Origin of the sequence: Gilliamella sp. wkB308, from assembly GCF_001690185.1 — a bacterium.
Taxonomy (GTDB): Bacteria; Pseudomonadota; Gammaproteobacteria; order Enterobacterales; family Orbaceae; genus Gilliamella; species Gilliamella apicola_I.
On sequence record NZ_LZGN01000018.1, the window covers coordinates 17931 to 41534 of the forward strand.

23 protein-coding genes, 3 tRNA genes and 1 other RNA gene are annotated in these 23604 nt (G+C 34.8%); 17 read left to right on the plus strand and 10 right to left on the minus strand.

The genetic code is table 11. The features are described from left to right. Positions 1-8 precede the first annotated feature (8 nt). From dppC to A9G10_RS02300, 4 genes are all read right to left on the minus strand, one after another. Positions 9-935, minus strand: a complete 927-nt coding sequence (gene dppC / locus A9G10_RS02285; RefSeq protein ID WP_065558071.1) for a dipeptide ABC transporter permease DppC — start codon at positions 933-935, stop codon at positions 9-11. 14 nt (positions 936-949) lie between these two features. Continuing rightward, a complete protein-coding gene (gene dppB, locus A9G10_RS02290) occupies positions 950-1966 on the minus strand; it encodes a dipeptide ABC transporter permease DppB (protein ID WP_065558072.1) in 1017 nt (338 codons plus the stop codon). Positions 1967-2103: 137 nt separating this feature from the next. Further along, on the minus strand, positions 2104-3717 hold the full coding sequence (locus A9G10_RS02295; RefSeq protein WP_065558073.1) for an ABC transporter substrate-binding protein: 1614 nt from the start codon (positions 3715-3717) through the stop codon (positions 2104-2106). A gap of 586 nt (positions 3718-4303) precedes the next feature. After that, a tRNA-Phe gene (locus tag A9G10_RS02300) sits at positions 4304-4379 on the minus strand. A 157-nt stretch (positions 4380-4536) separates the two neighbouring features. Between A9G10_RS02300 and A9G10_RS02305 the strand changes: the two genes are divergently transcribed. The 3 genes from A9G10_RS02305 to groL all read left to right on the plus strand — a co-directional run bounded on the left by A9G10_RS02305 (position 4537) and on the right by groL (position 7104). Next, complete coding sequence (locus tag A9G10_RS02305) at positions 4537-4974, plus strand: FxsA family protein (RefSeq protein ID WP_065558074.1); 438 nt, start codon at positions 4537-4539, stop codon at positions 4972-4974. A 145-nt stretch (positions 4975-5119) separates the two neighbouring features. After that, positions 5120-5413 (plus strand): co-chaperone GroES, encoded by a 294-nt coding sequence (locus A9G10_RS02310; protein ID WP_034915350.1) that lies wholly within the window; start codon positions 5120-5122, stop codon positions 5411-5413. A 47-nt stretch (positions 5414-5460) separates the two neighbouring features. Next, positions 5461-7104, plus strand: coding sequence for a chaperonin GroEL (gene groL / locus A9G10_RS02315; protein WP_065558075.1), 1644 nt, complete (start codon positions 5461-5463; stop codon positions 7102-7104). Between the two features lie 198 nt (positions 7105-7302). On the opposite strand, the gene A9G10_RS02320 is transcribed toward groL, so the two are convergent. Genes A9G10_RS02320 through A9G10_RS02330 form a run of 3 tightly spaced genes read right to left on the minus strand, consistent with a single transcriptional unit; the run spans position 7303 to position 9766 of the window. Continuing rightward, complete coding sequence (locus A9G10_RS02320) at positions 7303-7878, minus strand: manganese efflux pump MntP (protein ID WP_065558076.1); 576 nt, start codon at positions 7876-7878, stop codon at positions 7303-7305. Between the two features lie 60 nt (positions 7879-7938). Beyond that, positions 7939-8553: a hypothetical protein gene (locus tag A9G10_RS02325; protein ID WP_065558077.1), complete on the minus strand. Its 615-nt coding sequence runs from the start codon at positions 8551-8553 to the stop codon at positions 7939-7941. Between the two features lie 31 nt (positions 8554-8584). After that, positions 8585-9766, minus strand: coding sequence for a bifunctional tRNA (adenosine(37)-C2)-methyltransferase TrmG/ribosomal RNA large subunit methyltransferase RlmN (locus A9G10_RS02330; protein WP_065558078.1), 1182 nt, complete (start codon positions 9764-9766; stop codon positions 8585-8587). A gap of 91 nt (positions 9767-9857) precedes the next feature. Between A9G10_RS02330 and A9G10_RS02335 the strand changes: the two genes are divergently transcribed. Next, the gene (locus tag A9G10_RS02335; RefSeq protein ID WP_065558079.1) at positions 9858-10604 is read left to right on the plus strand and encodes a M15 family metallopeptidase; all 747 of its coding nucleotides are present in this window, start codon (positions 9858-9860) and stop codon (positions 10602-10604) included. 25 nt (positions 10605-10629) lie between these two features. Here the strand turns inward: A9G10_RS02335 and A9G10_RS02340 are convergent, their stop codons facing one another. Next, complete coding sequence (locus A9G10_RS02340) at positions 10630-11931, minus strand: ATP-binding protein (RefSeq protein ID WP_065558080.1); 1302 nt, start codon at positions 11929-11931, stop codon at positions 10630-10632. Positions 11932-11949: 18 nt separating this feature from the next. Continuing rightward, the gene (locus tag A9G10_RS02345) at positions 11950-12630 is read right to left on the minus strand and encodes a response regulator transcription factor (RefSeq protein ID WP_065558131.1); all 681 of its coding nucleotides are present in this window, start codon (positions 12628-12630) and stop codon (positions 11950-11952) included. Between the two features lie 333 nt (positions 12631-12963). Here A9G10_RS02345 and A9G10_RS02350 point away from each other — a divergent pair, with 333 nt between their 5' ends. From A9G10_RS02350 to A9G10_RS02365, 4 genes are all read left to right on the plus strand, one after another. After that, the gene (locus A9G10_RS02350; protein WP_065558081.1) at positions 12964-14268 is read left to right on the plus strand and encodes an L-cysteine desulfidase family protein; all 1305 of its coding nucleotides are present in this window, start codon (positions 12964-12966) and stop codon (positions 14266-14268) included. 124 nt (positions 14269-14392) lie between these two features. Continuing rightward, positions 14393-14468 (plus strand) — tRNA-His (locus A9G10_RS02355). A gap of 26 nt (positions 14469-14494) precedes the next feature. Then, a tRNA-Pro gene (locus A9G10_RS02360) sits at positions 14495-14571 on the plus strand. A 38-nt stretch (positions 14572-14609) separates the two neighbouring features. After that, positions 14610-14735, plus strand: a non-coding RNA gene (locus A9G10_RS02365) — RtT sRNA. A 98-nt stretch (positions 14736-14833) separates the two neighbouring features. On the opposite strand, the gene A9G10_RS02370 is transcribed toward A9G10_RS02365, so the two are convergent. Further along, positions 14834-15694, minus strand: a complete 861-nt coding sequence (locus tag A9G10_RS02370; protein WP_065558082.1) for a hypothetical protein — start codon at positions 15692-15694, stop codon at positions 14834-14836. 403 nt (positions 15695-16097) lie between these two features. Between A9G10_RS02370 and A9G10_RS02375 the strand changes: the two genes are divergently transcribed. The 9 genes from A9G10_RS02375 (at position 16098) to asd (ending at position 23554) form a co-directional block, all read left to right on the plus strand. Next, entirely contained in the window at positions 16098-16820 is a 723-nt protein-coding gene (locus A9G10_RS02375) for a GntR family transcriptional regulator (RefSeq protein ID WP_065558083.1), read from the plus strand. Further along, the gene (locus A9G10_RS02380) at positions 16817-17500 is read left to right on the plus strand and encodes a GntR family transcriptional regulator (RefSeq protein WP_065558084.1); all 684 of its coding nucleotides are present in this window, start codon (positions 16817-16819) and stop codon (positions 17498-17500) included. The genes A9G10_RS02375 and A9G10_RS02380 overlap by 4 nt, the downstream gene beginning before the upstream one ends. An 11-nt stretch (positions 17501-17511) precedes the next feature. Further along, entirely contained in the window at positions 17512-17979 is a 468-nt protein-coding gene (locus A9G10_RS02385; protein ID WP_065558085.1) for a PTS sugar transporter subunit IIB, read from the plus strand. A gap of 17 nt (positions 17980-17996) precedes the next feature. Next, positions 17997-18833 carry a PTS mannose/fructose/sorbose/N-acetylgalactosamine transporter subunit IIC gene (locus tag A9G10_RS02390; RefSeq protein WP_065558086.1) on the plus strand — a complete coding sequence of 279 codons (837 nt, stop codon included), beginning with the start codon at positions 17997-17999 and terminating at the stop codon, positions 18831-18833. Next, positions 18814-19635 (plus strand): PTS system mannose/fructose/sorbose family transporter subunit IID, encoded by an 822-nt coding sequence (locus A9G10_RS02395; protein WP_065558087.1) that lies wholly within the window; start codon positions 18814-18816, stop codon positions 19633-19635. Before A9G10_RS02390 ends, A9G10_RS02395 begins: the two co-directional genes overlap by 20 nt. Before the next feature lie 13 nt (positions 19636-19648). After that, positions 19649-20734, plus strand: coding sequence for an SIS domain-containing protein (locus A9G10_RS02400; RefSeq protein ID WP_065558088.1), 1086 nt, complete (start codon positions 19649-19651; stop codon positions 20732-20734). Further along, positions 20731-21729: an SIS domain-containing protein gene (locus A9G10_RS02405; RefSeq protein WP_065558089.1), complete on the plus strand. Its 999-nt coding sequence runs from the start codon at positions 20731-20733 to the stop codon at positions 21727-21729. Before A9G10_RS02400 ends, A9G10_RS02405 begins: the two co-directional genes overlap by 4 nt. 12 nt (positions 21730-21741) lie before the next feature. Further along, positions 21742-22176, plus strand: coding sequence for a PTS sugar transporter subunit IIA (locus A9G10_RS02410; RefSeq protein WP_065558090.1), 435 nt, complete (start codon positions 21742-21744; stop codon positions 22174-22176). A gap of 274 nt (positions 22177-22450) precedes the next feature. Beyond that, on the plus strand, positions 22451-23554 hold the full coding sequence (asd, locus tag A9G10_RS02415; protein ID WP_065558091.1) for an aspartate-semialdehyde dehydrogenase: 1104 nt from the start codon (positions 22451-22453) through the stop codon (positions 23552-23554). The last annotated feature ends 50 nt before the right edge of the window (positions 23555-23604 follow it).

Consider the following 23604-nt stretch of genomic DNA (forward strand, 5'->3'; position numbering starts at 1 on the left):
TATCTCCATTACTGCTTCAATTTAGGATCAAGTGCGTCGCGCAAACCATCTCCCATTAAATTGAAAGCTAACACTGTCATTAAAATGATTAAGCCGGGGAAGGTGACAACCCACCATGCAGAATGTGCAAATTGCAATACGTCAGCAAGCATAGTTCCCCATTCAGGTGTTGGCGGTTGTGCACCCATACCTAAAAAACCTAATGCGGCCATATCTAAAATTGCATTGGAAAATCCTAACGAGGCTTGAACAATTAACGGTGCTAAACAGTTTGGTAGAATATTTATAAACATTTGCCGTAAGGCTCCAGCACCAGCAACTCGGGAAGCAATAACATAATCTTTATTAATTTCAGCAAGCGTCGCGCCTCGAGTTAAACGAACATAGTGTGGTAATGCAACAAACGCTAATGCGATAGAGGCATTAGTAATAGATGGGCCGAAAATTGCAACTAAAACCAGTGCAAGCAGTAAACTCGGTAAAGCAAGCATAATATCAACCGCTCGCATAATGATGTTATCGACGAAGCCACCAACATAACCAGCAATCAAACCCAAGGTAATGCCTAAAATAAGTGAGATAATGACAACCAAACAACCGACCAATAAGGATAGACGAGCACCATAAATGAGCCGAGATAAAATATCTCTACCTACATCATCGGTTCCCAAAATAAATTGCCAACTGCCATCTTTCATCCAGACAGGAGGAGCTAATAATGCTTCTCTAAATTGTTCAGAAGGAGAATGTGGCGCAATAAAATTAGCAAAAATAGCTAGAAATACAACTATAACAATAAAAACTAAACCAATAACAGCTCCTTTATTTTTTGAAAAATAGAACCAGAATTCACGTAAAGGCGTTAAGGGTTTAGGTGCAACCAAACTAGCATCTGGCAGTGTATTGGTTTTTTCAGCAATATCCTGTTTATTCATCTGTATACATACTCTTATTTATGTCTAATACGTGGATTGATAACGCCATACAACATATCAACTAATAAATTCACTAAAATGATCATACCCGCAACGATTAACACGCCACTTTGCACGACAGGGTAATCTCGGCGTTGTAGCGCTTCAATAAGCCAACGTCCAATTCCTGGCCATGAAAAAACCGTTTCGGTCAATATAGCTCCAGCTAGCATTGAACCAACTTGTAAACCGATAACAGTAATGACTGGAATCATCGCATTGCGTAATGCATGAACAAGGATAATACGAATTCGGCTAACGCCTTTAGCACGTGCAGTTCGAATATAATCTTCACTTAATACTTCTAACATTGAAGAACGGGTCATACGGACAATGACTGCTAAAGGTATGGTACCTAACACAATAGCAGGTAAAATTAGGTGAGTAACAGCATCGATAAAATCTTCTGTTTCACCCCATAAGAAAGTATCAATTAACATAAAACCGGTTAAAGGGTTACTTTCATCTAAAAATAGCATATCACTGACACGCCCAGATACTGGGGTTAAGTTTAAGTGTACTGAGACTAACATTATTAGCATCATCCCCCACCAGAAAATTGGCATGGAATAACCTGTTAAAGACAAGCCTATAGCTGTGTGATCAAATATTGAGCCACGTTTGACTGCGGCAAGAACGCCAATTGGAATGCCAAAACTGATAGCAAACAACATTGCACAAAATCCCAGCTCAAATGTTGCTTTAAATCGAGGTACAAATTCGTCCCATACAGGAGTTTGGCTTTTGAAAGATATTCCTAAATCTCCATGAAACATATTGATAATATATTGAAAATATTGCTGATGAAGTGGCTTATCCAAACCCAGTTGAATCATTAATTCAGCATGGCGTTCTGGGGATAACCCTCGCTCTCCAGCAAGTACTGTAATAGGATCCCCTGGAATAAGGTGAACAAAAATAAAAGTAAGCAGCGTGATACAAATAAACGTCGTAATCAGTACACCTAACCGCTTTAAAATAAATTGGAACATATAATTGCTCTTAAATGTTGCTTCTAACTTATTGTTTATATGATAGATAATTTTTTATAAAAATAATATTTACTATTTCAACCCTAAAAAAGCTAATGCCGCAATTAACCACCTTTTTGTGGTTAATTGCATTGATGCTATTTATCGAGAGTAACTTGGTTAAAATTATGTAATGCTAAAGGATCCATAATATAGCCTTTAACCTTTTTACTTATTGGCATATAAACCATGGAATGAGCAATCATTAGCGCAGGTGCTTGATCACGCATTTCAACTTGCGCTTGTTTGTATAGCTTCACCCTCTTTTCATGATCAGGCTCAATGCGAGCTTGTTGTAATAAATCATCAAATGGTTTATAGCACCAATGTGAATAGTTAGAACCTGCTTTAACCGCATCACAACTCATCAAAACAGTATAAAAGTTATCCGGATCACCATTATCTCCAGACCATCCCATTAATACTGCATCATGTTCACCATCACGAATACGGGATAAATACTCTCCCCATTCATAACTAACAATTTTAGCAGTTACACCAATCTTAGCCCAATCTTCTTGAATCATTTCAGCCATGCGGCGCGCATTTGGATTATATGGACGTTGTACTGGCATAGCCCATAAAGTGATAGTAAATCCGTTTTCTAGGCCAGCTGATTTTAATAATTCTTTTGCTTGCGCTGGATCATAAGGGTAATCTTTTATTTCATCGTTATAACCCCACATAGATGGAGGGATAAAGTTTTTAGCCGGTTCAGCTGCACCTTGAAAAACCGCTTTAATAATCGCATCCTTATTTACAGCCATATTTAATGCTTGTCGAACTTTTAAATTATCCAATGGTGGTTTATCCATATTGTAGGCTAAATAGCCAATGTTAACCCCTGCCATTTCTTTCACTACAATATTCTTATCTAATTTCATTCGTTCAACATCGGCCATATTTGGAAATGGCATAGCATGACATTCTCCTTTTTGCAACTTAGCATAACGAATGGCAGCATCCGGTGTAATTGAAAAAACTAAACGATCTAGTTTAGCTTTTGGACCAAAATAATCTTGATTAGCTTTATAAAGGATTTTTGAATCTTTTTGGTATTGAACAAAAGTAAATGGTCCTGTTCCAACGGGAACTAAATCAACTTTTTCGGGAGTGCCTTTTTTAAGCATTGCATCGGCATATTCAGCAGATAAAATTGAAGCGAATGACATCGCTAAATCAGCTAAAAAAGGCGCTTCTTGCTGTTTTAATACAAATACAACGGTATAATCATCAATTTTTTTAATTTCTTTAATTAAATCAGGTAATCCCATACTTTCAAAATATTCGTATTGACCACCAGAAACTTTATTATAAGGATGATTTTTATCCTTTTGCCGCATAAATGTAAAAATAACATCATCAGCATTTAAATTTCGTGTTGGTTTAAATTCTTTATTGTTATGCCATTTCACATCATCACGTAAATGAAAGGTATAAGTTAAACCATCTTGGCTAATATTCCAAGATTTAGCTAAAGAAGGTTCAATTTCGGTTGTACCTAATTTAAACTCTACCAAACGGTTATAAACAGTTACAGCGCTAGCATCCATTGAAATTCCACTTGTCACTAACTGTGGATTAAATGTTTCAGGTGAAGCTTCAGCACAATATACTAGTGTTTGGGCAGCATGAAGCTGTGCACTAGCAAGCATCGCTATCAACCCAACACCTAACAAAAATTTATGCTTATATTTCCTTAAATTATTCATGATAATTACTCCAATTATTGAATTGTAAATCTATTTTTGTGTTACTTAAACAAAGTTAACGGTATTATTTTACTGATATTTTTAGATAATTTTTTTATTAAAAGGTCTTAATATATATTGTCAGAACGATTAACTTTTATTTATAAAAAAATTTTTTTCAACATTTATTGCACAATAATTAAAAATTATGTCATTACTCAATAAGTCGTAACGTAATCCATTTTTTATAGAAATAAACTTTTAACACGAGCATAACGACCGTTAAGTGCTGTGTAACAAATAAATTTGCAAAAATAGTGCCATTTTTAATCAAAGCAATATTAATTAAATAGATTTAAAAATCTACGAATACATTTTTTAGTTAAGTTGAACTTATTATTATGGCACTTAACTGATTATATAATTTTTAACTTACATATTGATTTTTATTGAATGTATTATAATTAATGTAGATAAATTAATCATTAAAATAATTATGAAAATTACGGTTTAAATTGATTTAGACTAAGTCCAGTAGGTGGGTTAAACATGAAGAAATTTTTTTCAGACACAAAAAAACCAGCTTTCGCTGGTGTTCTTTTAGGATTGGTGCCCGGACGCGGAATCGAACCACGGACACGGGGATTTTCAATCCCCTGCTCTACCGACTGAGCTATCCGGGCAACAATGGAGGTGTATTAAACACGATCTGGGATAATTCGTCAATTCTTTTTGTGATATATTTTTTAAAAAATAGTTTGTTTGGTTGAAAAATAACTTATTGGCTTTATATTATTACTAATATCTAACAATATCACATTATTTTAAGGGAATTGTTACATGCGATATTTCTTGTGTATTCTTTTTTTCATTTATGCTTATTGCGAAATTAGTTTTTTCATAAAGGTTGCTGATTCAATAGGGGTATTCCTTGCGCTAATTTGTATTATAGCCACTTCCTTCATTGGGTTTTCTTTAGTTAAAACACAAGGTTTAAAGAATTTTAGTATTATGCGACAAAAAATGGCTAATCATCAGAGTTTGAAAAACGAAGTAATTAAAAATGTCGCTTTGCTATTTGCTGGTTTTTTCCTGCTGATTCCGGGATTTTTGACTGATATATTAGGCGTGATTTTATTAATTCCTTATGTACAAAATTATTTAGTGAAATTAGTTGTAGAAAAAATGCCTATTCAATCTAGCGTTGATTCATCAAGATCCTATAATCAATCTGACGAGATTATTGAAGGAGAATTCATTCGGAAAGATGATGAATAAATAATCAATTGGTTATTTTTTTGAAATTCATCTCTTGAAGAATATAAAAAAATCCCCATGTAAGCTTCACTACATTATTAAATCGTAATTTTAAGATTTGTTTTTAATTATCATCTATTTAAATATTAGTGCTAGGAGATAACTAATGAAAATTCGTCCATTGCATGATCGTGTGATCATTAAACGTAAAGAAGTGGAATCAAAATCAGCTGGCGGTATTGTTTTAACAGGTTCAGCTGCAGGTAAATCAACACGTGGTGAAGTTTTAGCTGTTGGTAATGGTCGCATTTTAGAAAATGGTCAAGTACAACCGCTAGATGTTAAAGTTGGTGATATCGTAATTTTCAATGAAGGATATGGCGTTAAAACAGAAAAAATCGATAATGAAGAAGTGCTTATCCTGTCTGAAAGCGATATTTTAGCTATTGTACAAGCATAACTGGCAACTAATTTAATTTATATACAGAATTTAGGAGAAATACGAAGATGGCCGCTAAAGATGTAAAATTTGGTAATGACGCTCGCGTTAAAATGCTTCAAGGCGTGAATGTATTAGCTGATGCAGTAAAAGTGACTTTAGGTCCTAAGGGGCGTAACGTTGTTTTAGATAAATCATTTGGTGCTCCAACAATCACTAAAGATGGTGTTTCAGTTGCTCGCGAAATCGAATTAGAAGATAAATTCGAAAATATGGGTGCACAAATGGTAAAAGAAGTTGCATCGAAAGCTAATGATGCTGCTGGTGATGGTACAACAACGGCAACTGTGCTTGCTCAAGCTATCGTTAACGAAGGCTTAAAAGCAGTGGCTGCAGGAATGAATCCAATGGATTTAAAACGTGGTATCGATAAAGCAGTCGTTGCCGCTGTTGAAGAACTTAAAAAATTGTCAGCTCCATGCGCAGATTCTAAAGCAATTGCACAAGTTGGTACTATTTCTGCTAACTCAGATGAAACTGTGGGTACTTTAATTGCGCAAGCAATGGAAAAAGTAGGTAAAGAAGGTGTTATTACTGTTGAAGACGGCACGGGTTTACAAGATGAACTTGATGTGGTTGAAGGTATGCAGTTTGATCGTGGTTATTTATCACCTTATTTCATTAATAAACCAGAAACAGCAACAGTTGAATTAGATAGTCCATATATTTTATTAGTTGATAAAAAAATCTCTAATATCCGTGAATTATTACCGGTATTAGAAGCGGTTGCAAAAGCGGGTAAATCACTATTAATTATTGCTGAAGATGTTGAAGGTGAAGCATTAGCAACATTAGTGGTAAATACTATGCGTGGTATTGTTAAAGTTGCAGCCGTAAAAGCACCAGGCTTTGGTGACCGTCGTAAAGCAATGTTACAAGATATCGCTATTTTAACAGCTGGTACTGTTATTTCAGAAGAAATCGGTTTAGAGCTTGAAAAAGCAACGTTAGAAGATTTAGGTCAAGCTAAACGTGTTGTTATCAATAAAGACAATACTACTATCATCGATGGTGTGGGTGAAGAGTCTTTAATTAATGCTCGTGTTGAACAAATTCGTAAACAAATTGAAGAATCAACTTCTGATTACGATAAAGAAAAACTTCAAGAACGTGTGGCTAAATTAGCTGGCGGTGTTGCAGTAATTAAAGTTGGTGCAGCTACTGAAGTTGAAATGAAAGAGAAAAAAGCACGTGTAGAAGATGCATTACATGCAACTCGTGCTGCAGTTGAAGAAGGTGTTGTTGCCGGTGGTGGTGTAGCGTTAGTTCGTGCTGCCTCAGCGATTGCTGAACTAAAAGGTGCGAATGAAGATCAAAACGTAGGTATCAAAGTTGCACTTCGTGCAATGGAAGCACCATTACGTCAAATCGTCACTAACTGTGGTGAAGAAGCATCTGTTGTTGTTAACGCAGTTAAAGGTGGTAAAGGTAACTATGGTTACAATGCTTCAACTGAAGAGTATGGTGATATGATTGCAATGGGTATTTTAGATCCAACTAAAGTAACTCGTAGTGCATTACAATATGCTGCATCTGTCGCTGGTCTTATGATCACAACTGAATGTATGGTTACTGATTTACCTAAAGATGATAAAGCTGATTTAGGTGCTGCTGGAATGGGCGGCATGGGTGGTATGGGCGGAATGATGTAATTCTTTCCTTACACACAAACTAAATATTTGAAAAAACTATCCGTTTACGCGGGTAGTTTTTTTATATTCACAAATTAATTTTTTCCCTTTATCATTTTTTATCAAAAAAACTTTTTTCTTTGACAAGTTTGAATAAATTAACAAATTGAAATTAAATGTATGTTGGAATATGAAAAAAGAGTGTTGAATTTTGCGAATTTAATTTGAAAGATGCTGATAAAGTGTTATTACGCCAATTGCAATTAACACCAATCCGCCTAAAATCTCGGCTTGTTTTCCGATAAAACAACCAATTTTTTTTCCTAATAATAAACCTATAGTCACCATGACACAGGTTGCTAATCCAATCATGCTTGCTGCGATATAAATATTGACGCTAGCTAATGCTAAACTAATTCCAACAGCAAATGCATCCAGACTAGTCGAAATAGCGGTAAAAATTAAGATAAGAAAAGATTTTTTGGAAGAGGCTATTTCTTTTTCAGAAAAATCTTCGTCGCTTTCTTTAAGGCTATTATAAATCATATTAATGCCTAAAAATAGCATGACAGCAAATACTACCCAATGATCCCAACGCTCTATAAAGTGCAGTGCTAACATGCCTATGAGCCAACCTAGCAATGGTGTAATTGCTTCAACGATACCAAATAAAATACCGACTTTTAAGGCGCCGATAAAGGGAGTAGTTTTAAATGAAATTCCACGACAAACAGCGACCGCAAAAGCATCTGTAGACATTGCCATTGCTAATAAAAATATCGTCAAAAAACTCATGACATATGCTCTTGTTTAATAATTATTGGGATACCCGATTATTTAATATTGGGTTGTACTTTATTGTTTAACAACTGATAATAAATAACTCGCTATTCTTTTATCACCTTTATTTTGATAAAGATCCGCTGTTTTTAAAACCGTTTCACGACGTTTTGCATCATATTGAAAAAGTTGTTTAAACATTAAGTCAGCTGTTTTTTTATCATCATTTTGGATTGCACAATATCCATATTGTTCATAGGTATCGGCTTTCCAATTATGGCGATCGTATTCAAGGCTTTTTTCAAACTCCTTTTGTGCTTCCTGATAACGTCCAAGACCACATAAAAAAGATCCATAATGTACATGATATAAGCCATTACCTGGTTGCATAAGGGTAATGCGTTTATAAATCATTTCTGCTTCATTGTATTCACCAACGTGCTGATCAAACATTGCCATAGCTAGCATAATTTGTGGGTTATTAGGTGAATATTGATTTGCTAATTTGAGATTATAGTGTGCAGCTTTAATGTTATCTTCCGATTCATTTGCTTTGCTTAGATATCCTAATCCTAATTGCATTCTTGCAAAAGCTGCCGCTTCGGGATCGAACTCTTCGTTACCATTTATTTGGCAGCCTGATAGTGTTAATAATGCTAAAAAGCTTAGTAATATGAGTATTTTTTTCATCAACTATTCCTTTATTAATTTACCTTGATCGTTATGCTGTTTGTTTAATGAGGTTATGCTTTTTATATAAAGTCCGTTTAGTACGATCAACGACGTCACCGGCCAACTGACCGCAAGCCGCATCAATATCATCGCCACGTGTTTTACGAACAATCACTGTAAATCCATATCCCATTAACGTTTTCATAAAACGATCGATACGTGTGTTTGAGCATTTTGAAAAAGGAGCACCAGGGAATGGGTTCCAAGGTATTAAATTGATTTTACTTGGAACGTTTTTCAAGAATTTAGCAAGTTCATGAGCATGTTCAACACTATCATTGATTTGATTAAGTAATACATATTCAATCGTTACTTTTCCATGATTAGCATTTGATGTCGACAGATAACGTAAAATTGAGTCACGTAACATTGCCATATTATATTTTTGATTAATTGGCATAATTTCGCTACGTATATTATCATTTGGTGCATGCAATGAAATAGCTAAGGCGACATCAATCATGCCTGCTAATTTATCTAAAGCAGGAACAACACCAGAAGTCGATAGGGTTACTCGTCTTTTTGATAAGCCATAACCAAAATCATCTAACATGATTTCCATTGCCGGTACGACATTCGATAAATTGAGTAAAGGCTCTCCCATACCCATCATGACCACATTAGTAATAGGTCTATCTGCTAATTTACCGGTTACACCAATGACTTTCGATGCTCGCCATACTTGACCTATAATTTCAGATACCGTTAAGTTACGATTAAAGCCTTGTTGTGCGGTTGAACAGAATTTGCACGCTAAAGCACAGCCAACTTGTGATGAAACACAGAGGGTTGCACGATCTCTTTCCGGAATATAAACAGATTCAATCATTTGGTTATCACCAACATCTAACGCCCATTTTATCGTACCATCGGATGAGCGCTGTTCCATTGCAATTACTGGTGCTTTGATTTCAGCGATTAATTTTAGATGTTCACGTAACTTTTTGTTGATATCGGTCATCTGATCAAAATCATCTATCCCAAAATGATAGATCCATTTCATGACTTGATCGGCTCTAAATGGTTTTTCGCCCAATGAAATAAAAAACTCTCTCAATTGTTGACGAGTTAAATCAAGTAAATTTATTTTTTCACTTTTAGGATTAGTTGTATTAAGATTGGATGCATCTGCACAATTAACAGACGTATTTGGTGTAGCAGGTGTTAACATATGGCCTCGTTTTTACACATTATGGCTATTTAAAAATTTAAGGAAAGGATTATACTGTTTTTCCCTTTATCTGGCTAATAGAATATTAATAATGAAAACAAATTCAGCAAAATATTTCCCTATTTTCTGTTTAACATTAACTTTATTTTTATACTCAACGTTTACTATGGCACAACCTATACCTTTTAACAAACTAATTGGGCAGTTTGATGAGAAGATTGACGATAATTTTGTCGCATTAGATTCTACCACGTTACCTGTCAATAAAAAGGGCATGTATCTTCAAAAGGAACCCACTCAGCAGCTAATAAAAGCTTATCAAGCTTTTAAAAAAGCACATCCTGATATTCCGTTTATTATCGTAAGTGCTACACGTAATTATACCTATCAAAACTCAATTTGGCAGCGTAAATGGGATAAATTATCCAATCAGTTTAATGATCCACAACAAATTGCTGAAGAAATATTAAAATATTCATCAATGCCTGGTACATCTCGTCATCATTGGGGAACGGATATCGATATTACCAGTGTTTCATCTGATTATTTCAAAAAAGATAAAAAGGGTATAATTTTATATCAATGGCTTCAGGACAATTTACCTAAATATGGCTTTTGCCAAGCGTTTAACGAAGGAAGAAATGGGGGCTATCAGCCAGAAGAGTGGCATTGGTCGTATAAGCCTATCGCTAGCCAATATATCGCACAATATAAAACACTATTAGAAAATGAACCAAGCACCATCATGCAAGTCTTGAATTTCATCGGTCACGATAAAATTGATTTGGAAAGATTAGTGAAAGAATTTGTCTTAACGGTTAATACTGATTGCTATTAATCTTTAAATAAATATGAATTTTTGATTAACGTTTTCGCCAATAAGGTAAGCGGATTGTCACCGTAAGTCCACCATGGTCGCGGTTTGTTGCTTGAATAGTACCATTATGCATAGTGAACGTCTTTCTGGCTATTGCAAGACCAAGACCGTATCCTTTACCTAATTGTGGCGATTGAATGCGAACAAACGGTTCAAAAATACTCGATAGTTTATTTGGATCGACACCAGGGCCACGATCTTTAACTTCAATTTGTAGGTATTTACCGACTTCTTTTAAAGATACATTAACTTCTTGTCCCGGTTTTGAAAAGCGAATTGCATTACGGATAATATTTTCAACTGCACGGCGAATTTGTTCCGAGTTACCTTTTACAATAGAATGAATAATCGCTGATGAAATGAAGTGAACATTTATCGATTGGTGATTCGCTTCATAGTTCGCATCATTAATGACCACACGCAATAAATCTTTTAGATCAAAATATTCATCTGTGCGATTATTCATTTCAGCACGTGAATAATTTAATATTTCACCAATAAGTTGATCTAATCGTTCAGATTCTAATTCTATTCTTGCTAATGCGGTATCAATATTTTGCTTATTTTGTTGAGCTAATCCGATGGCTAATTGTAAGCGAGCAAGTGGCGTTCTAAGCTCATGTGATACATCATGCAAAAGAGCTTGGCGGTCTGAGATTAAAATATTGAGTTGTTCAACCATCATATCAAAATCTTTGCCTAATTCACTAAGCTCATCATGGCGTGGTTTAAGTTTATTGAATAATCTAACCGAAAGATCACCTTGAGAAACTCTGAAAAAGCCTTGCCTTAATAGTTTCATTGGTCTGGTTAAGTTCCAAGCCAAAAAGAGACTAAAGACTAATCCCACACAAATTCCCATTAACACAATTGGCATTGGCATATTAAACAGGGCTTTTTTGACTTGATCGTCTTTGTCTTTATCTTCTCTAAATGAAACCGCATAAAGTGTTCCATCAGGCGCAACTGCTGTACGTTGATAAATATAATTTGGCGGTTCTAATTCATCCGTAATGATATTGATTTGATCGTTTTGAGGAGAAATCAATTTTATTGATAATAAAACTCGCTCACGTTCAGGCAGATGAGCAACAAAATTTAACGTTTCATTTTCACCTGCTACATGTAATAACTGAGCGATCATATCGACTTTTGTCGGCATATGATTGAGAAATCGTTGGTTTTTATTTTCTATATAATAAGAAAATGCAATCCAGGTTAACTGAAAAGTAAGATAGAAAATTACCCAAAATATAATGAGTATTTTCCAAAATAATCGACGATTCATCTCAAGCCTATTATCACATTAACGGATTCGGTAACCAACAGCTCGAATAGTTTCAATAGTTACTACATTTTGAGCAACTTGATGAAGTTTTTGGCGAATATTACTGATATGTACATCGACGCTACGATCATAAAGTTCACGAGCTCGACCAAGACCTATTTCAGATAACTCTTCTTTAGTGACCACGCGCTCACTGTGTTTTACCAATAATACTAATAAATTAAACTCGGTGGATGTCAAATCTATCACTTGGCCATTCCAAGTACATAACCGTTGCGGTAAATCTAATACTAAGCCATTAAAATGGTATTTTTTATCATCGACTAACTCAACAGAACGTTCATCAAAACGACGTAAAACAGCACGCAGTCTTGCTAATAATTCGCGTGGATAACAAGGTTTTGGAATATAATCATCTGCGCCCAATTCTAACCCTAAAACACGATCAATATTATCGCCTTTAGCGGTTAACATAATAACAGGCATATTACATTGCTGACGAATACTTTTAAGAACATCAATTCCATTAATATCGGGTAACATTACATCCAAGATTGCAGCTCGATATTTGCCTGATAAGGCTTCTTCAATACCATCTTTACCTAAATAAACACTTTTGATATTAAAGCCTTCATTAGTCAGATACTCACTTAGCATCTGTGATAATTCAATATCATCATCAATTAATAAAATATTTATCATAATCGCCATTATTATATAATTATAGGTAGTTATATTATTGCAATAATAAAAAAAATGTCAGGTAATTTTACTAAAATATTACATATTTTGAACGATTGCTGTTTATTTAATTTACTACCTAATTGTTTAAAAAATGTTAGGTTAGCTATAGCTTTAATCAAAATTTAAATGAAATTGAATAACACTTTATTTTGATTAATCTAATTTGCTATAAAATTGCACTATTATATAGAGATTGTGTCATATCATCATTCAAATATAGCTTAAGATATAATAAAATATTGATAAATAAATTGTTAAATTTTCAACTAATAACATTAAGATTGATGAATGGAAGAATCTAAACAGCAAACACAATGGCAAGCATTAATTCAATTAATAAAACATGAAGTTTTACCAGCACTTGGTTGCACTGAACCTATTTCTTTGGCATTTGCTTCAGCGGTTGCTAGTCAATATCTTGACAAAAATAACATAAAAAAAATTGAAGCTTATGTTTCGCCAAATTTAATGAAAAATGGAATGGGTGTCACTGTTCCTGGTACCGGTATGGTTGGCTTACCTATTGCTGCTGCGATTGGTGCAATAGGCGGTGATGCAGATGCTGGGCTTGAAGTGTTAAAAAACATCACTTCAGCGCAAATTATACAAGCAAAAGAAATGCTCACTAATGGTAAGGTACGTGTTCAAATTGCAGATAATCATAAAGCAATTTATGCAGAGGCTAATATTTACACTGAAACAGATCATGTCAAAGTCTGTATTGAAAACACGCATACTCATTTGATATTAGTCGAAAAAAATGGTGAGCTTCTTTACCAAACCGATTCAGTTAATCAAGCGTTATCTCACGATGATCTTATAATAAAGCAAATGTCGGTTAGATTAATCTATGAATTTGCCAGCTATGCTAATTTTGACGATATAAAATTTATTTTAGAGGCAGCAAAATTAAACGATGCTTTATCTGAAGAAGGATTAAAACAGGCTTATGGTCTAAGTATTGCGACCACTTTACGTGAGCATACTAAAAATGGATTAATGGCAGATGATTTATTATCTAAAGTAATTATTCGTACAACAGCAGCATCTGATGCTCGAATGGGTGGTGCAACATTGCCTGCGATGAGCAATTCAGGTTCAGGCAATCAAGGTATTACAGCGACTATGCCAGTAGTTGTGGTGGCTGAACATTTAAAAGTCACTCAAGAGCAATTAGCCAGAGCGCTTATTTTATCGCATACCATTGCAATTTATATACATAGTAAATATCCGCCGTTATCTGCGCTTTGTGCCGCTTCAACCGCTGCTATGGGGGCAGCGGCAGGAATGGCATGGTTACTAGGCAAAGGTGAGTATGAACCGGTAGATATGGCAATTTGTAGTATGATTGGTGATTTATCTGGTATTATTTGTGATGGCGCATCGAATAGTTGTGCTATGAAAGTTTCGACATCCGTTTCCTCTGCCTATAAAGCGGTATTAATGGCTTTGAGTTGTATTCGGGTCACGGGTAAGGAAGGGATTGTGTGTGATAGTGTTGAATCGTCAATTAATAATTTAGGGGCAATTGTCAGTAACAGCATGAAAGCTACCGACACACAAATTATTCATATTATGTCTCACAAAGCATAAATTTTTCAAATATTCTAGTGCGTTAAACACTGTTGCGGTTTTTATATAACCAATTGGTCAATTTTTTTAAAAATATACTGGACAATATTATTTTTTATGCGTAATATTTCGTCCTACTTCAGCGGTGGCTATAGCTCAGTTGGTAGAGCCCTGGATTGTGATTCCAGTTGTCGTGGGTTCGAGTCCCATTAGCCACCCCATTTATGCCATGCATAAGTAAATCTAACGGCGAGTAGCGCAGCTTGGTAGCGCAACTGGTTTGGGACCAGTGGGTCGGAGGTTCGAATCCTCTCTCGCCGACCAATTTGAACAAAAAGCCTACTCTTATGAGTGGGCTTTTTTGTTATCTACGTTTGAAGAGGATGAGAACCGACAGGAGGTTTGAGCTGAGCGAAGCGAAACAGCGTTGCTTTAGCAACGACCCGAAGGGCGAGCATGAAATGCGAGTAATCCTCTCTCGCCGACCAATTTAGATATAAAAAACCGACTTATTTAAGTGGGTTTTTTTTATTATCTGCGTTTTAGTAAAATAAGAACTAATGTGCGGTTTTCGTCCAATAATAGATTAATTAGTCGATCCTGTTTTAAACGGTTTAATCCATAGTTTTTTATTTTTGAAATCTATTTTAATTAAATGACTTTGTAGTACATCAATACCCAAAAGCCCATCTGATTGGAATTCAGGTGGAAGAGAATCGAGAATAATTGCTTCCACTTTATCCGATGAAACGTAACTCACACCAAGTTCAACAAATTGATAATGACTATTTTCATCCTTAATTTTAATTGATTGAGGTGAAAGGGATTGCGCTTTAATCATAGATAAGCTTGCTCCGGTATCTAATATCATTTGGAAATTTTTATAACCATCTGACATTTCAATAACTAAACCTTCATCCACTAAACGGAAAGGTAATTCAACCCAAGTGTTATCTAAACTTAAATTTATATCGTCTGAAATAATAATTTCATTTTTAGGAAAATTTAAGGTTAAAACATATTGATCAAATAAACCTAATCCAATTGCAGGGAAATCATCGCTTTCTTCTTTTTCATTGTTACTTGATATGGCTAAACCCCATGGTTTATATTCAATAATATTAACTTTTTTAAATGTTAGCGAATTGATGACCAAATTATTCGCAATAAAAGATCTTGTTATATTTATATTACCCGATAAATCAATACTTTTCTTGTTTTCAGGAAGTTCAATTTTATCAACGATATTATCAATAAAATCTAATGGTAAATGTAATCCTTCTTTACTACCTGTGTCTAAGGTAACCTCAATATCTTTACCATCAATGGTTAAGTTCAAATGAGGAATATTGAGCTTTCTATCAAAATTTATTTTCCAAACAAACTCATCGCTTTTGGCTAATGCACTAAATAAACATAAAATTAAGAAAATTATTTTTTTAATCATCCTTTTCCCCTTATTAAAGCAATGATAAAACAGATTATCCTATCGGTATATTTTATAATGTTAAAAAATAGTCATTTCTGCACAAAATTCTTCATCATGTTTATGTTTATATAATAAATTCATGAACTTTATAACACAATCATTTCTATTTATTATTTAAAGTATCACCTATCTTGTCATAATTATCCGTAGTTTTTTAATTTTAATGATTCAACCTATTCGTTAATTCATATTATGAGTTATTATCTTGATTTTATGTCGATAATAAAAAATATTGTGATCATGACAACACTTTTGGTACTTAAAATTGACGGCATGTATTTTTTTAGATAATTTTTAATCAGTAATTGGTTGTTAAAGATATATCTATTGGATAAGAAAGCCCAAATATGGAGCGTGATCTTTGGAATACCGTGATATTGCAGTCAAGACAGAAGTCGAAGAACAAATTAAAGCAAATCCTAAAATTATCAGTCAAATAAAGACAGAAAGAGGGCTTGCCGAATATTTTAGGGTAAGTCGAACGACGGTTAGAAGAGCATTAAATGATTTAAGGATGGAAGGTGATGTTTTTCAGGAAGATCACCATTTCCCTAATCATACTGTCTTTGAAATGAATATGCTAAAAATGTCTTCGTTTAGTGAAGAATGCCAAAAAGAAGATGATGTTCATATTAAAATTAAAGTACTCTCCAATGATATCATCCCAATGCCTGCCGAATTAAAGACCTTTTTTAAATCAAATCAGCAATTAATCAAAATAGTAAGACAACGTTTATTGAATGAATCTCCGTTATCTTATGAAATAAGTTATCTTCCTTCCAAAAAATTTAAAGATTTAGTCAAACAAGATTTAAATGATGTTTCCCTTTATGAATATTTAAAAAAACATTTTTATGTTATACCCAGTCATGGTCGAGAAGAGATCGCATACGAAGTCGCTCTCGACGATAAAGCCAAATATTTAGCAATTACTGAAGGCACACCTATCTATAAAGTATCAAGTTACAGTTATGATCATGACTTTGAACCGTTTGAACACACCGACCAGTACTTAATTGGTAATCGATTTAAATATCACTTATCTGCAAAAAATATCTTTAATTATCAGGAAGAATACAAATGAAGTTATTTGAAAAATTAGCAGCTCAATTAATAGAGCAGATAAGTACAAGACAATATAGTGTGGGTGCAGAGTTACCGCCAGAAGGTCAGTTGCAAAAAGATTATGAAGTCAGTCGAACCACAGTCCGTAAAGCGATTGATCGTTTAGTTGAAAAAAATATGGTCGTCAGAAAGAAAGGGGTTGGATTATTTGTCGCTCCTACACTCTCAACCCAAACGATTTTAGAAATGACAGGCATAATAAAACCTCAAGCATATCCAAATCATAAAAAGCAGATCAAAGAAGCTTATCTCAGGCAAGCAGGTTGTTATTACAGCCAATTATTAAAAATAAAATCAACGGAACTTATCTACTTTATTTGTTTTTTGGAGATAGCAACAAATAGCGTAACGAAAACCATTTTTTTGCTACCGTTAACTAATTTTCCAGACTTTCAACTTTCCATTATCAAGGTACTATCAGTACTTGAAATCATTAATTCAGGAAAGAAAAAAGTCGATAAATTAGAGCAAGATTTGCAATTGATGGTAGCCAATGCTGAACTTTCCAAACAATTACGTATCAATATTAACGCCCCATTTTTTAAAATTACTAATCACTATTTTGATATTAATAACGAACCGATTGCGCTTGAGTACAAGTTTGCTAGTAATACTAAATATGTGGTCGATTTCACCTAGGAGGTATATCAATGATTAAATTATTACGTGTAGATCACCGTTTATTACATGGTCAGGTAGTTGTTTCATGGTTCGAAAATGTTGGTGCAAATACTATTTTAGTGGCTAATGATGTCGTGGCTAATGACGAATTACGTAAATCTGCTATTCGTTTAGCTAAACCAGAAAACGCAAAATTAGTGATGAAGTCAATTGATGACAGTATTGAGGCGATCAATTCAGGCGTAACAGATAAATATCAAATGTTAGTTGTCGTTGAATCTGTTGCTGATGCTGAAAAACTCATTCGAGCCACGCAAGGAAATGTCACTAGCCTAAATTTAGGCGGTACTAAACCTCGAGAAGGGACAAAAAATTACTCTAAAACAATCAATTTAACTGATACTGAGGCGGATTTATTAACAGAATTACAACAAGACGGCATTGAGATCTATATTCAACAAGTCCCAAGCGAATCAAAGCAAAAATTTGAAAAATAGTTAAGAGGGACAAAAATATGAGTATCGAATTAACAGCTGTTGTTTTAGCTTTGATTGCGATGTTAGCCAATGGTGAATACTTATTAGGTTCATCAATGTTATCCAGACCACTTGTTACTTGTACTTTAGCTGGTTTAGTCATGGGCGACATCACACAAGGTATTGTTATTGGTGCTACATTAGAACTCGCATTTGTCGGTTCGTTTTCTATTGGCGCTTCTATTCCACCCGAAATTATATCAGGCAGTATATTGGGTACCGCTTTCGCCATTGGAGCCGGTAAAAGTACCGAAATTGCTTTGGCGTTAGGTATTCCTATTGCTTCATTAGTTTTATTGGTTAAAAACTTATGTTTTCTTTTTATTCTTCCTTACTTTGTTCATAAAGCGGATAAATACGCCAGTGAAGGCAATGGTAAAGGTATGGATCGAATGAATTTATTAGGTGGATTCTTTTCAATCAATCAGCCAATCGGTTTAGTCGTAGGACTTTCTTATCTATTTGGCAGTTCTGCGGTGAATGGTCTATTGGAAATGATACCTAAATTTATTATTGATGGACTAGGTATTGCAACTGGTTTACTACCGGCATTTGGATTTGCGATGTTAATGAAAATCATGATTAAAAAGACCAATGTTACCTTCTTTATTTTTGGTTTTGCACTTGCCGTTTATATGAAAGTACCCGTCACTGGTGTGGCAATCTTTGGGGGATGTCTTGCGCTCATTTTAACGGGTTATTCGGCATTTAATGGCAAAAAAATGATAGCAGAAGAAAGCGGGCAAAAACTCAGCACCAATACAGGAAATACGGTAGCTGCACAGGAGATCGATTATGAAAATGAAGAGTTCTAAACTAATAACCAATAAGGAGTTATCCAGAACGTTTTGGCGTTCATTTACAGCTGAATGGTCATGGAATTATGAACGACAAATGAACTTAGGCTATTCCTATGCGATGCGACCAGCTTTAGATAAGATTTACAGTCATAATAAAATCGAACTCACTGATGCCTATCAACGACATTTAGAATTTTATAACGTCACACCATGGTTAATTACCTTTCCACTAGGTATTTGTATTGCCATGGAAGAACAAAATGCCACCGATAGTGCTTTTGATAAAAGCGCTATCAATGATGTCAAAATTGCACTAATGGGACCTTTAAGTGGTCTGGGGGATTCGTTCTTTTGGGGAACATTACGTGTTATTGCAACAGGTATTGGTACCTCTTTAGCACTGGAAGGTAATATTCTCGGCCCACTTCTTTTTTTACTTATCTTTAATGTACCTGCCATTTTAGCCCGTTATTTTGGTTTACTTATAGGCTATAACATTGGCGCATCTTTTATTGAAAAGGTTCAAAAGACAGGTTTAATGGATAAATTATCCTATGGAGCATCTGTGTTAGGGCTATGTGTGGTCGGCGCCATGGTTGCTACTATGGTGACATTAAATATGCCGTTAAAAATTGGGTCTGGCGATGATTCAGCCTCACTACAAGATATCTTCAATGGAATTGTACCGCAAATTTTGCCTTTGATGTTTACGCTATTCATCTTCATGTTAGTCAAAAAAGGGATTAAAGCGCATTGGATACTACTACTTATTGCCGCAATCGGGATTTTAGGGGCATGGAGTGGATTATTGGGATAATTAGGAAATAAAAATGAAAAGTATCGCAGACTATGTCGCCTTAGAGCCAGAATTTTATCAAAGCATATTAGATCATTATCAATCGTTATTTGCTGATCAGATTGATTTAAATATTGAAAAGTCACTTCAATCGATTGTCATTTTTGCCACAGGGTCAAGTGCCAATGCCGCTTATGGCGCCAGACCATTGATGAGTAAAATATTAAAAATCCCTGTTTATATTGAAGATCCTTCAATGGCAGCAAACTACTTACACTATAATGACGCTAATACACTCTATTTTGCCATATCACAAGGTGGGGAAAGCTATTCCACCATTCATTTGGTTGAACAATTTATTAAAAAAAATCGAACTATTTATACCCTCACTAGCAATTCTAACAGTCCGATATATAACATCAGCAATCATGTTTTATCAATGGGGATGCCAGTTGAAGAAATGCCCTATGTCAGTGCTGGCTATAGTGTCATTATTCTTGATTTAATGTTGATTGCGTTAATTATTGGTCAAAAAACAGGATGTTTGGATAAGCAACAATTTGAAAGTTATCTTAAACAAATACAGGATATTACGACATCATTGCCACAAGTTATCCTACAATCACAATCATGGGTAAATCATCATCTCAGACAATTTAATCACGCTAAACGAGTGATTTTTATTGGCTATGGTGCAACTTATGGTGTCGCCCGTGAAGGAGAAACTAAATTCACCGAAACGGTTCGTAACACGGCGTTCGGAAAAGAATTGGAAGAGTATATGCATGGCCCTTATCTTGGCTTACATCCTGATGATTACATCATATTTATTGAACCAAAAGGATTATTAGAAGAAAGAGCCGTAGCATTAAAAACCTTTTTGAATCGCTATGTAAAACAGGTAATAACCCTATATGCACAGCACTCGAATTCTATTACTGAGCACGATCTAAACTTTGATATCCATTGTGATGAATTATTAACATCATTATTTATGACTATTCCTATTCATCTACTCAGTTACCAACTATCCCAGTTAAAGGGTCATAATCTAGAAAAATCAACTTATCCAGAATTTGATGAAATCACTAAATCCAAAATTAAGAGGGTCACCGTATGAGAAAATTTGACGAACAAAAAGAGCTTAACAGTATGAATGGCGCATTAAAATTACGTCCGTTTATTAATCAGTTTATTGATCAGATTCATGAACGAGGTTATCGTAATATCTGTTGGTTAGGCATTGGTGGCACTTATGCTTCATCAATGCAAGCCGTCGTTCATATGAAAGAAAAATCTGCACTAGAAACTTTTGTGCAACATGCTGCGGAATATTTGGTAACCGGCAATAAGCGAATAACCAAAGATACATTAATAATCATCTCCTCTGTGACTGGCTCAACACAAGAAGTCGTTGAGGCTATCGATAAAATTCAAAAAGAAGTCGGCTCAACAGTATTAGCCTTTTTAGATAATGCTGATTCACCATTAGGCAAAATGGTAGATCACGTTATTTCTTATCCGATGAATGAACAGTTAAAATTCTTTATGACCGCTGACCGACTGATGTATTTAGCCGGTGAATTTCCAGACTATGATGAATTTTATCAACAAATGGATCAACATTTTGCCAAAAATATTGTTGCTGTTGCCAAAAAAGCCGATGCCTTTGGACAAGAAGTTGCGCAAAAACATCACGATGATACCATGCATTACTTTGTTGGAGCTGGTAATCAATGGGGAGCAACCTATTCACATGCTATGTGTTACTGGGAAGAACAGCATTGGTTACGTTCAAAATCAATCGAATCTGCTGAATTTTTTCATGGAACATTAGAAATTATAGATAGGGATACGGCTGTTACTGTCTACGTTGGTGAAGATAGTCAGCGCTCACTTAGTGAAAGAGTAGCTAAATTTTTACCACAAATCTGCGCCAATTACACCATAATCGATACTAAAGATTATGAATTGCCGGGTATTTCTGAAAAATATCGGGGGCACTTATCTCCATTTGTTTTTCGTGCTATTAATAACCGAATTGATGCTTATGTCGAACACCTCAATCGTCATCCAATGTCAATCCGTCGTTATTATCGTTGCTTAGATTACTAAAAGGAGTCGTGCATGATTGCAGTATTAGTAAGTACTCACGGCACAATGGCTAACAGTTTAATTGAAACGGCTGAAATGATATGCGGTAAGCAAACTCAATGTGAAGCTGTTCCCTTTTTAATGGGACAATCGCTAGATGATTTTCAACAGCAAATTGAACAAAAGTTAGCAACGTTAACTAAATCGGGATCAGCCATTTTATGCTTAGTTGATTTAAAAGGCGGTACGCCTTTTAATACTCTTGTTAAACTGATCCCAAATTACCCGATGATGGAAATTATCACTGGCGTTAATATTCCAATGCTATTGTCCACCTTTATGCTTAGAGCGGATAAAAATGATCTAATTGATTTATTGACAGAAGTCATCGATTCATCAGTACAAAGTATTGAGCGATATAATTTAAATTCAATTAGTAACAATAACGGTCAAGATGAGGAATTTTAATTATACGATTAATGAATAATAATTGAGGCAAATCTATTTTAGTATGCTAAAAATAAAATTTGCCTTAACTCAATGCTACCTTTTCAAGTTGGTTATAATATAAAATATCTTTATTATTCATATAAATGTATTCATCTCAAAACGAGTTAAATATAACGCCATGTTATTATTTTATAACCTACAAAAATAATTCTTATCTTGCTTGTTTTATGATGATATTTTGCTTTAATAGTAAAAAGTCTCTTGGTATAACATCTACTTTTGGAAATAAAATATGAAAAATGTTGGTTTTGTTGGATGGCGTGGAATGGTGGGGTCGGTTCTGATGCAACGTATGGTTGAAGAACACGATTTTGATTATATTAATCCTATTTTCTTTTCGACTTCACAAGCAGGGCAAGCTGCACCTAGTTTTGGCGGTAAAACAGGAACATTGCAAAGTGCCGATAATATTGAAGCATTAAAAGCGTTAGATATTATCGTGACTTGCCAAGGTGGAGATTATACTTCTGAAATTTATCCGAAACTACGTGCTTCGGGGTGGCAAGGATATTGGATTGATGCAGCATCTACATTGCGTATGGAAGATGATGCCATTATCGTATTAGATCCTGTCAATAAAGCGAATATTCAAACTGCATTGGACAAAGGTATTAAAACCTTTGTCGGCGGGAATTGTACAGTCAGTTTAATGTTAATGTCACTGGGTGGTTTATTTGCTGAAAATTTGATTGATTGGGTATCGGTATCAACTTATCAAGCGGCTTCTGGTGGTGGTGCTCGCCATATGCGTGAACTTTTAACGCAAATGGGGATGTTAAATGCTGAAGTTGCCAAAGAACTACAAGATCCACATTCTTCTATTTTAGATATTGAACGAAAAGTAACCCAAAAAATGCGTGATGGAAGTTTGCCAACCGATAATTTTGGTGTACCACTTGCTGGAAGTTTAATTCCTTGGATCGATAAAGCATTGGATAATGGACAAAGTAAAGAAGAGTGGAAAGGTCAATCTGAAACCAACAAAATTTTAGGTACTAATCAAATTATTCCTGTAGATGGACTATGTATTCGTATTGGTGCTTTGCGCTGTCATAGTCAGGCATTTACCATCAAGCTGAAAAAAGACATTAGCGTGCCGGAAATTGAAAAAATACTTGCTGCACATAATGATTGGGTAAAAGTGATACCTAATGATCGAGAATTATCAATGAAAGAGTTAACGCCAGCAGCCGTTACCGGTACATTAACCACTCCTGTTGGTCGTTTGCGTAAACTGAATATGGGTAAAGACTATTTATCAGCATTTACCGTTGGGGATCAGTTATTGTGGGGGGCTGCAGAACCGTTACGAAGGATGTTACGCATCTTAGCTTAATGGTTAGCTGATAGCATGTTAAAACAGCTCGATCTTCTCGGGCTGTTTTT

Excerpts from the sequence above, each read along its gene's own strand:
- dppC (WP_065558071.1), bottom strand. The coding sequence starts at position 935 with ATGAATAAACAGGATATTGCTGAAAAAACCAATACACTGCCAGATGCT.
- dppB (WP_065558072.1), bottom strand. The coding sequence starts at position 1,966 with ATGTTCCAATTTATTTTAAAGCGGTTAGGTGTACTGATTACGACGTTT.
- A9G10_RS02295 (WP_065558073.1), bottom strand. The coding sequence starts at position 3,717 with ATGAATAATTTAAGGAAATATAAGCATAAATTTTTGTTAGGTGTTGGG.
- A9G10_RS02305 (WP_065558074.1), top strand. The coding sequence starts at position 4,537 with ATGCGATATTTCTTGTGTATTCTTTTTTTCATTTATGCTTATTGCGAA.
- A9G10_RS02310 (WP_034915350.1), top strand. The coding sequence starts at position 5,120 with ATGAAAATTCGTCCATTGCATGATCGTGTGATCATTAAACGTAAAGAA.
- groL (WP_065558075.1), top strand. The coding sequence starts at position 5,461 with ATGGCCGCTAAAGATGTAAAATTTGGTAATGACGCTCGCGTTAAAATG.
- A9G10_RS02320 (WP_065558076.1), bottom strand. The coding sequence starts at position 7,878 with ATGAGTTTTTTGACGATATTTTTATTAGCAATGGCAATGTCTACAGAT.
- A9G10_RS02325 (WP_065558077.1), bottom strand. The coding sequence starts at position 8,553 with ATGAAAAAAATACTCATATTACTAAGCTTTTTAGCATTATTAACACTA.
- A9G10_RS02330 (WP_065558078.1), bottom strand. The coding sequence starts at position 9,766 with ATGTTAACACCTGCTACACCAAATACGTCTGTTAATTGTGCAGATGCA.
- A9G10_RS02335 (WP_065558079.1), top strand. The coding sequence starts at position 9,858 with ATGAAAACAAATTCAGCAAAATATTTCCCTATTTTCTGTTTAACATTA.
- A9G10_RS02340 (WP_065558080.1), bottom strand. The coding sequence starts at position 11,931 with ATGAATCGTCGATTATTTTGGAAAATACTCATTATATTTTGGGTAATT.
- A9G10_RS02350 (WP_065558081.1), top strand. The coding sequence starts at position 12,964 with ATGGAAGAATCTAAACAGCAAACACAATGGCAAGCATTAATTCAATTA.
- A9G10_RS02370 (WP_065558082.1), bottom strand. The coding sequence starts at position 15,694 with ATGATTAAAAAAATAATTTTCTTAATTTTATGTTTATTTAGTGCATTA.
- A9G10_RS02380 (WP_065558084.1), top strand. The coding sequence starts at position 16,817 with ATGAAGTTATTTGAAAAATTAGCAGCTCAATTAATAGAGCAGATAAGT.
- A9G10_RS02385 (WP_065558085.1), top strand. The coding sequence starts at position 17,512 with ATGATTAAATTATTACGTGTAGATCACCGTTTATTACATGGTCAGGTA.
- A9G10_RS02390 (WP_065558086.1), top strand. The coding sequence starts at position 17,997 with ATGAGTATCGAATTAACAGCTGTTGTTTTAGCTTTGATTGCGATGTTA.
- A9G10_RS02395 (WP_065558087.1), top strand. The coding sequence starts at position 18,814 with ATGAAAATGAAGAGTTCTAAACTAATAACCAATAAGGAGTTATCCAGA.
- A9G10_RS02400 (WP_065558088.1), top strand. The coding sequence starts at position 19,649 with ATGAAAAGTATCGCAGACTATGTCGCCTTAGAGCCAGAATTTTATCAA.
- A9G10_RS02405 (WP_065558089.1), top strand. The coding sequence starts at position 20,731 with ATGAGAAAATTTGACGAACAAAAAGAGCTTAACAGTATGAATGGCGCA.
- A9G10_RS02410 (WP_065558090.1), top strand. The coding sequence starts at position 21,742 with ATGATTGCAGTATTAGTAAGTACTCACGGCACAATGGCTAACAGTTTA.
- asd (WP_065558091.1), top strand. The coding sequence starts at position 22,451 with ATGAAAAATGTTGGTTTTGTTGGATGGCGTGGAATGGTGGGGTCGGTT.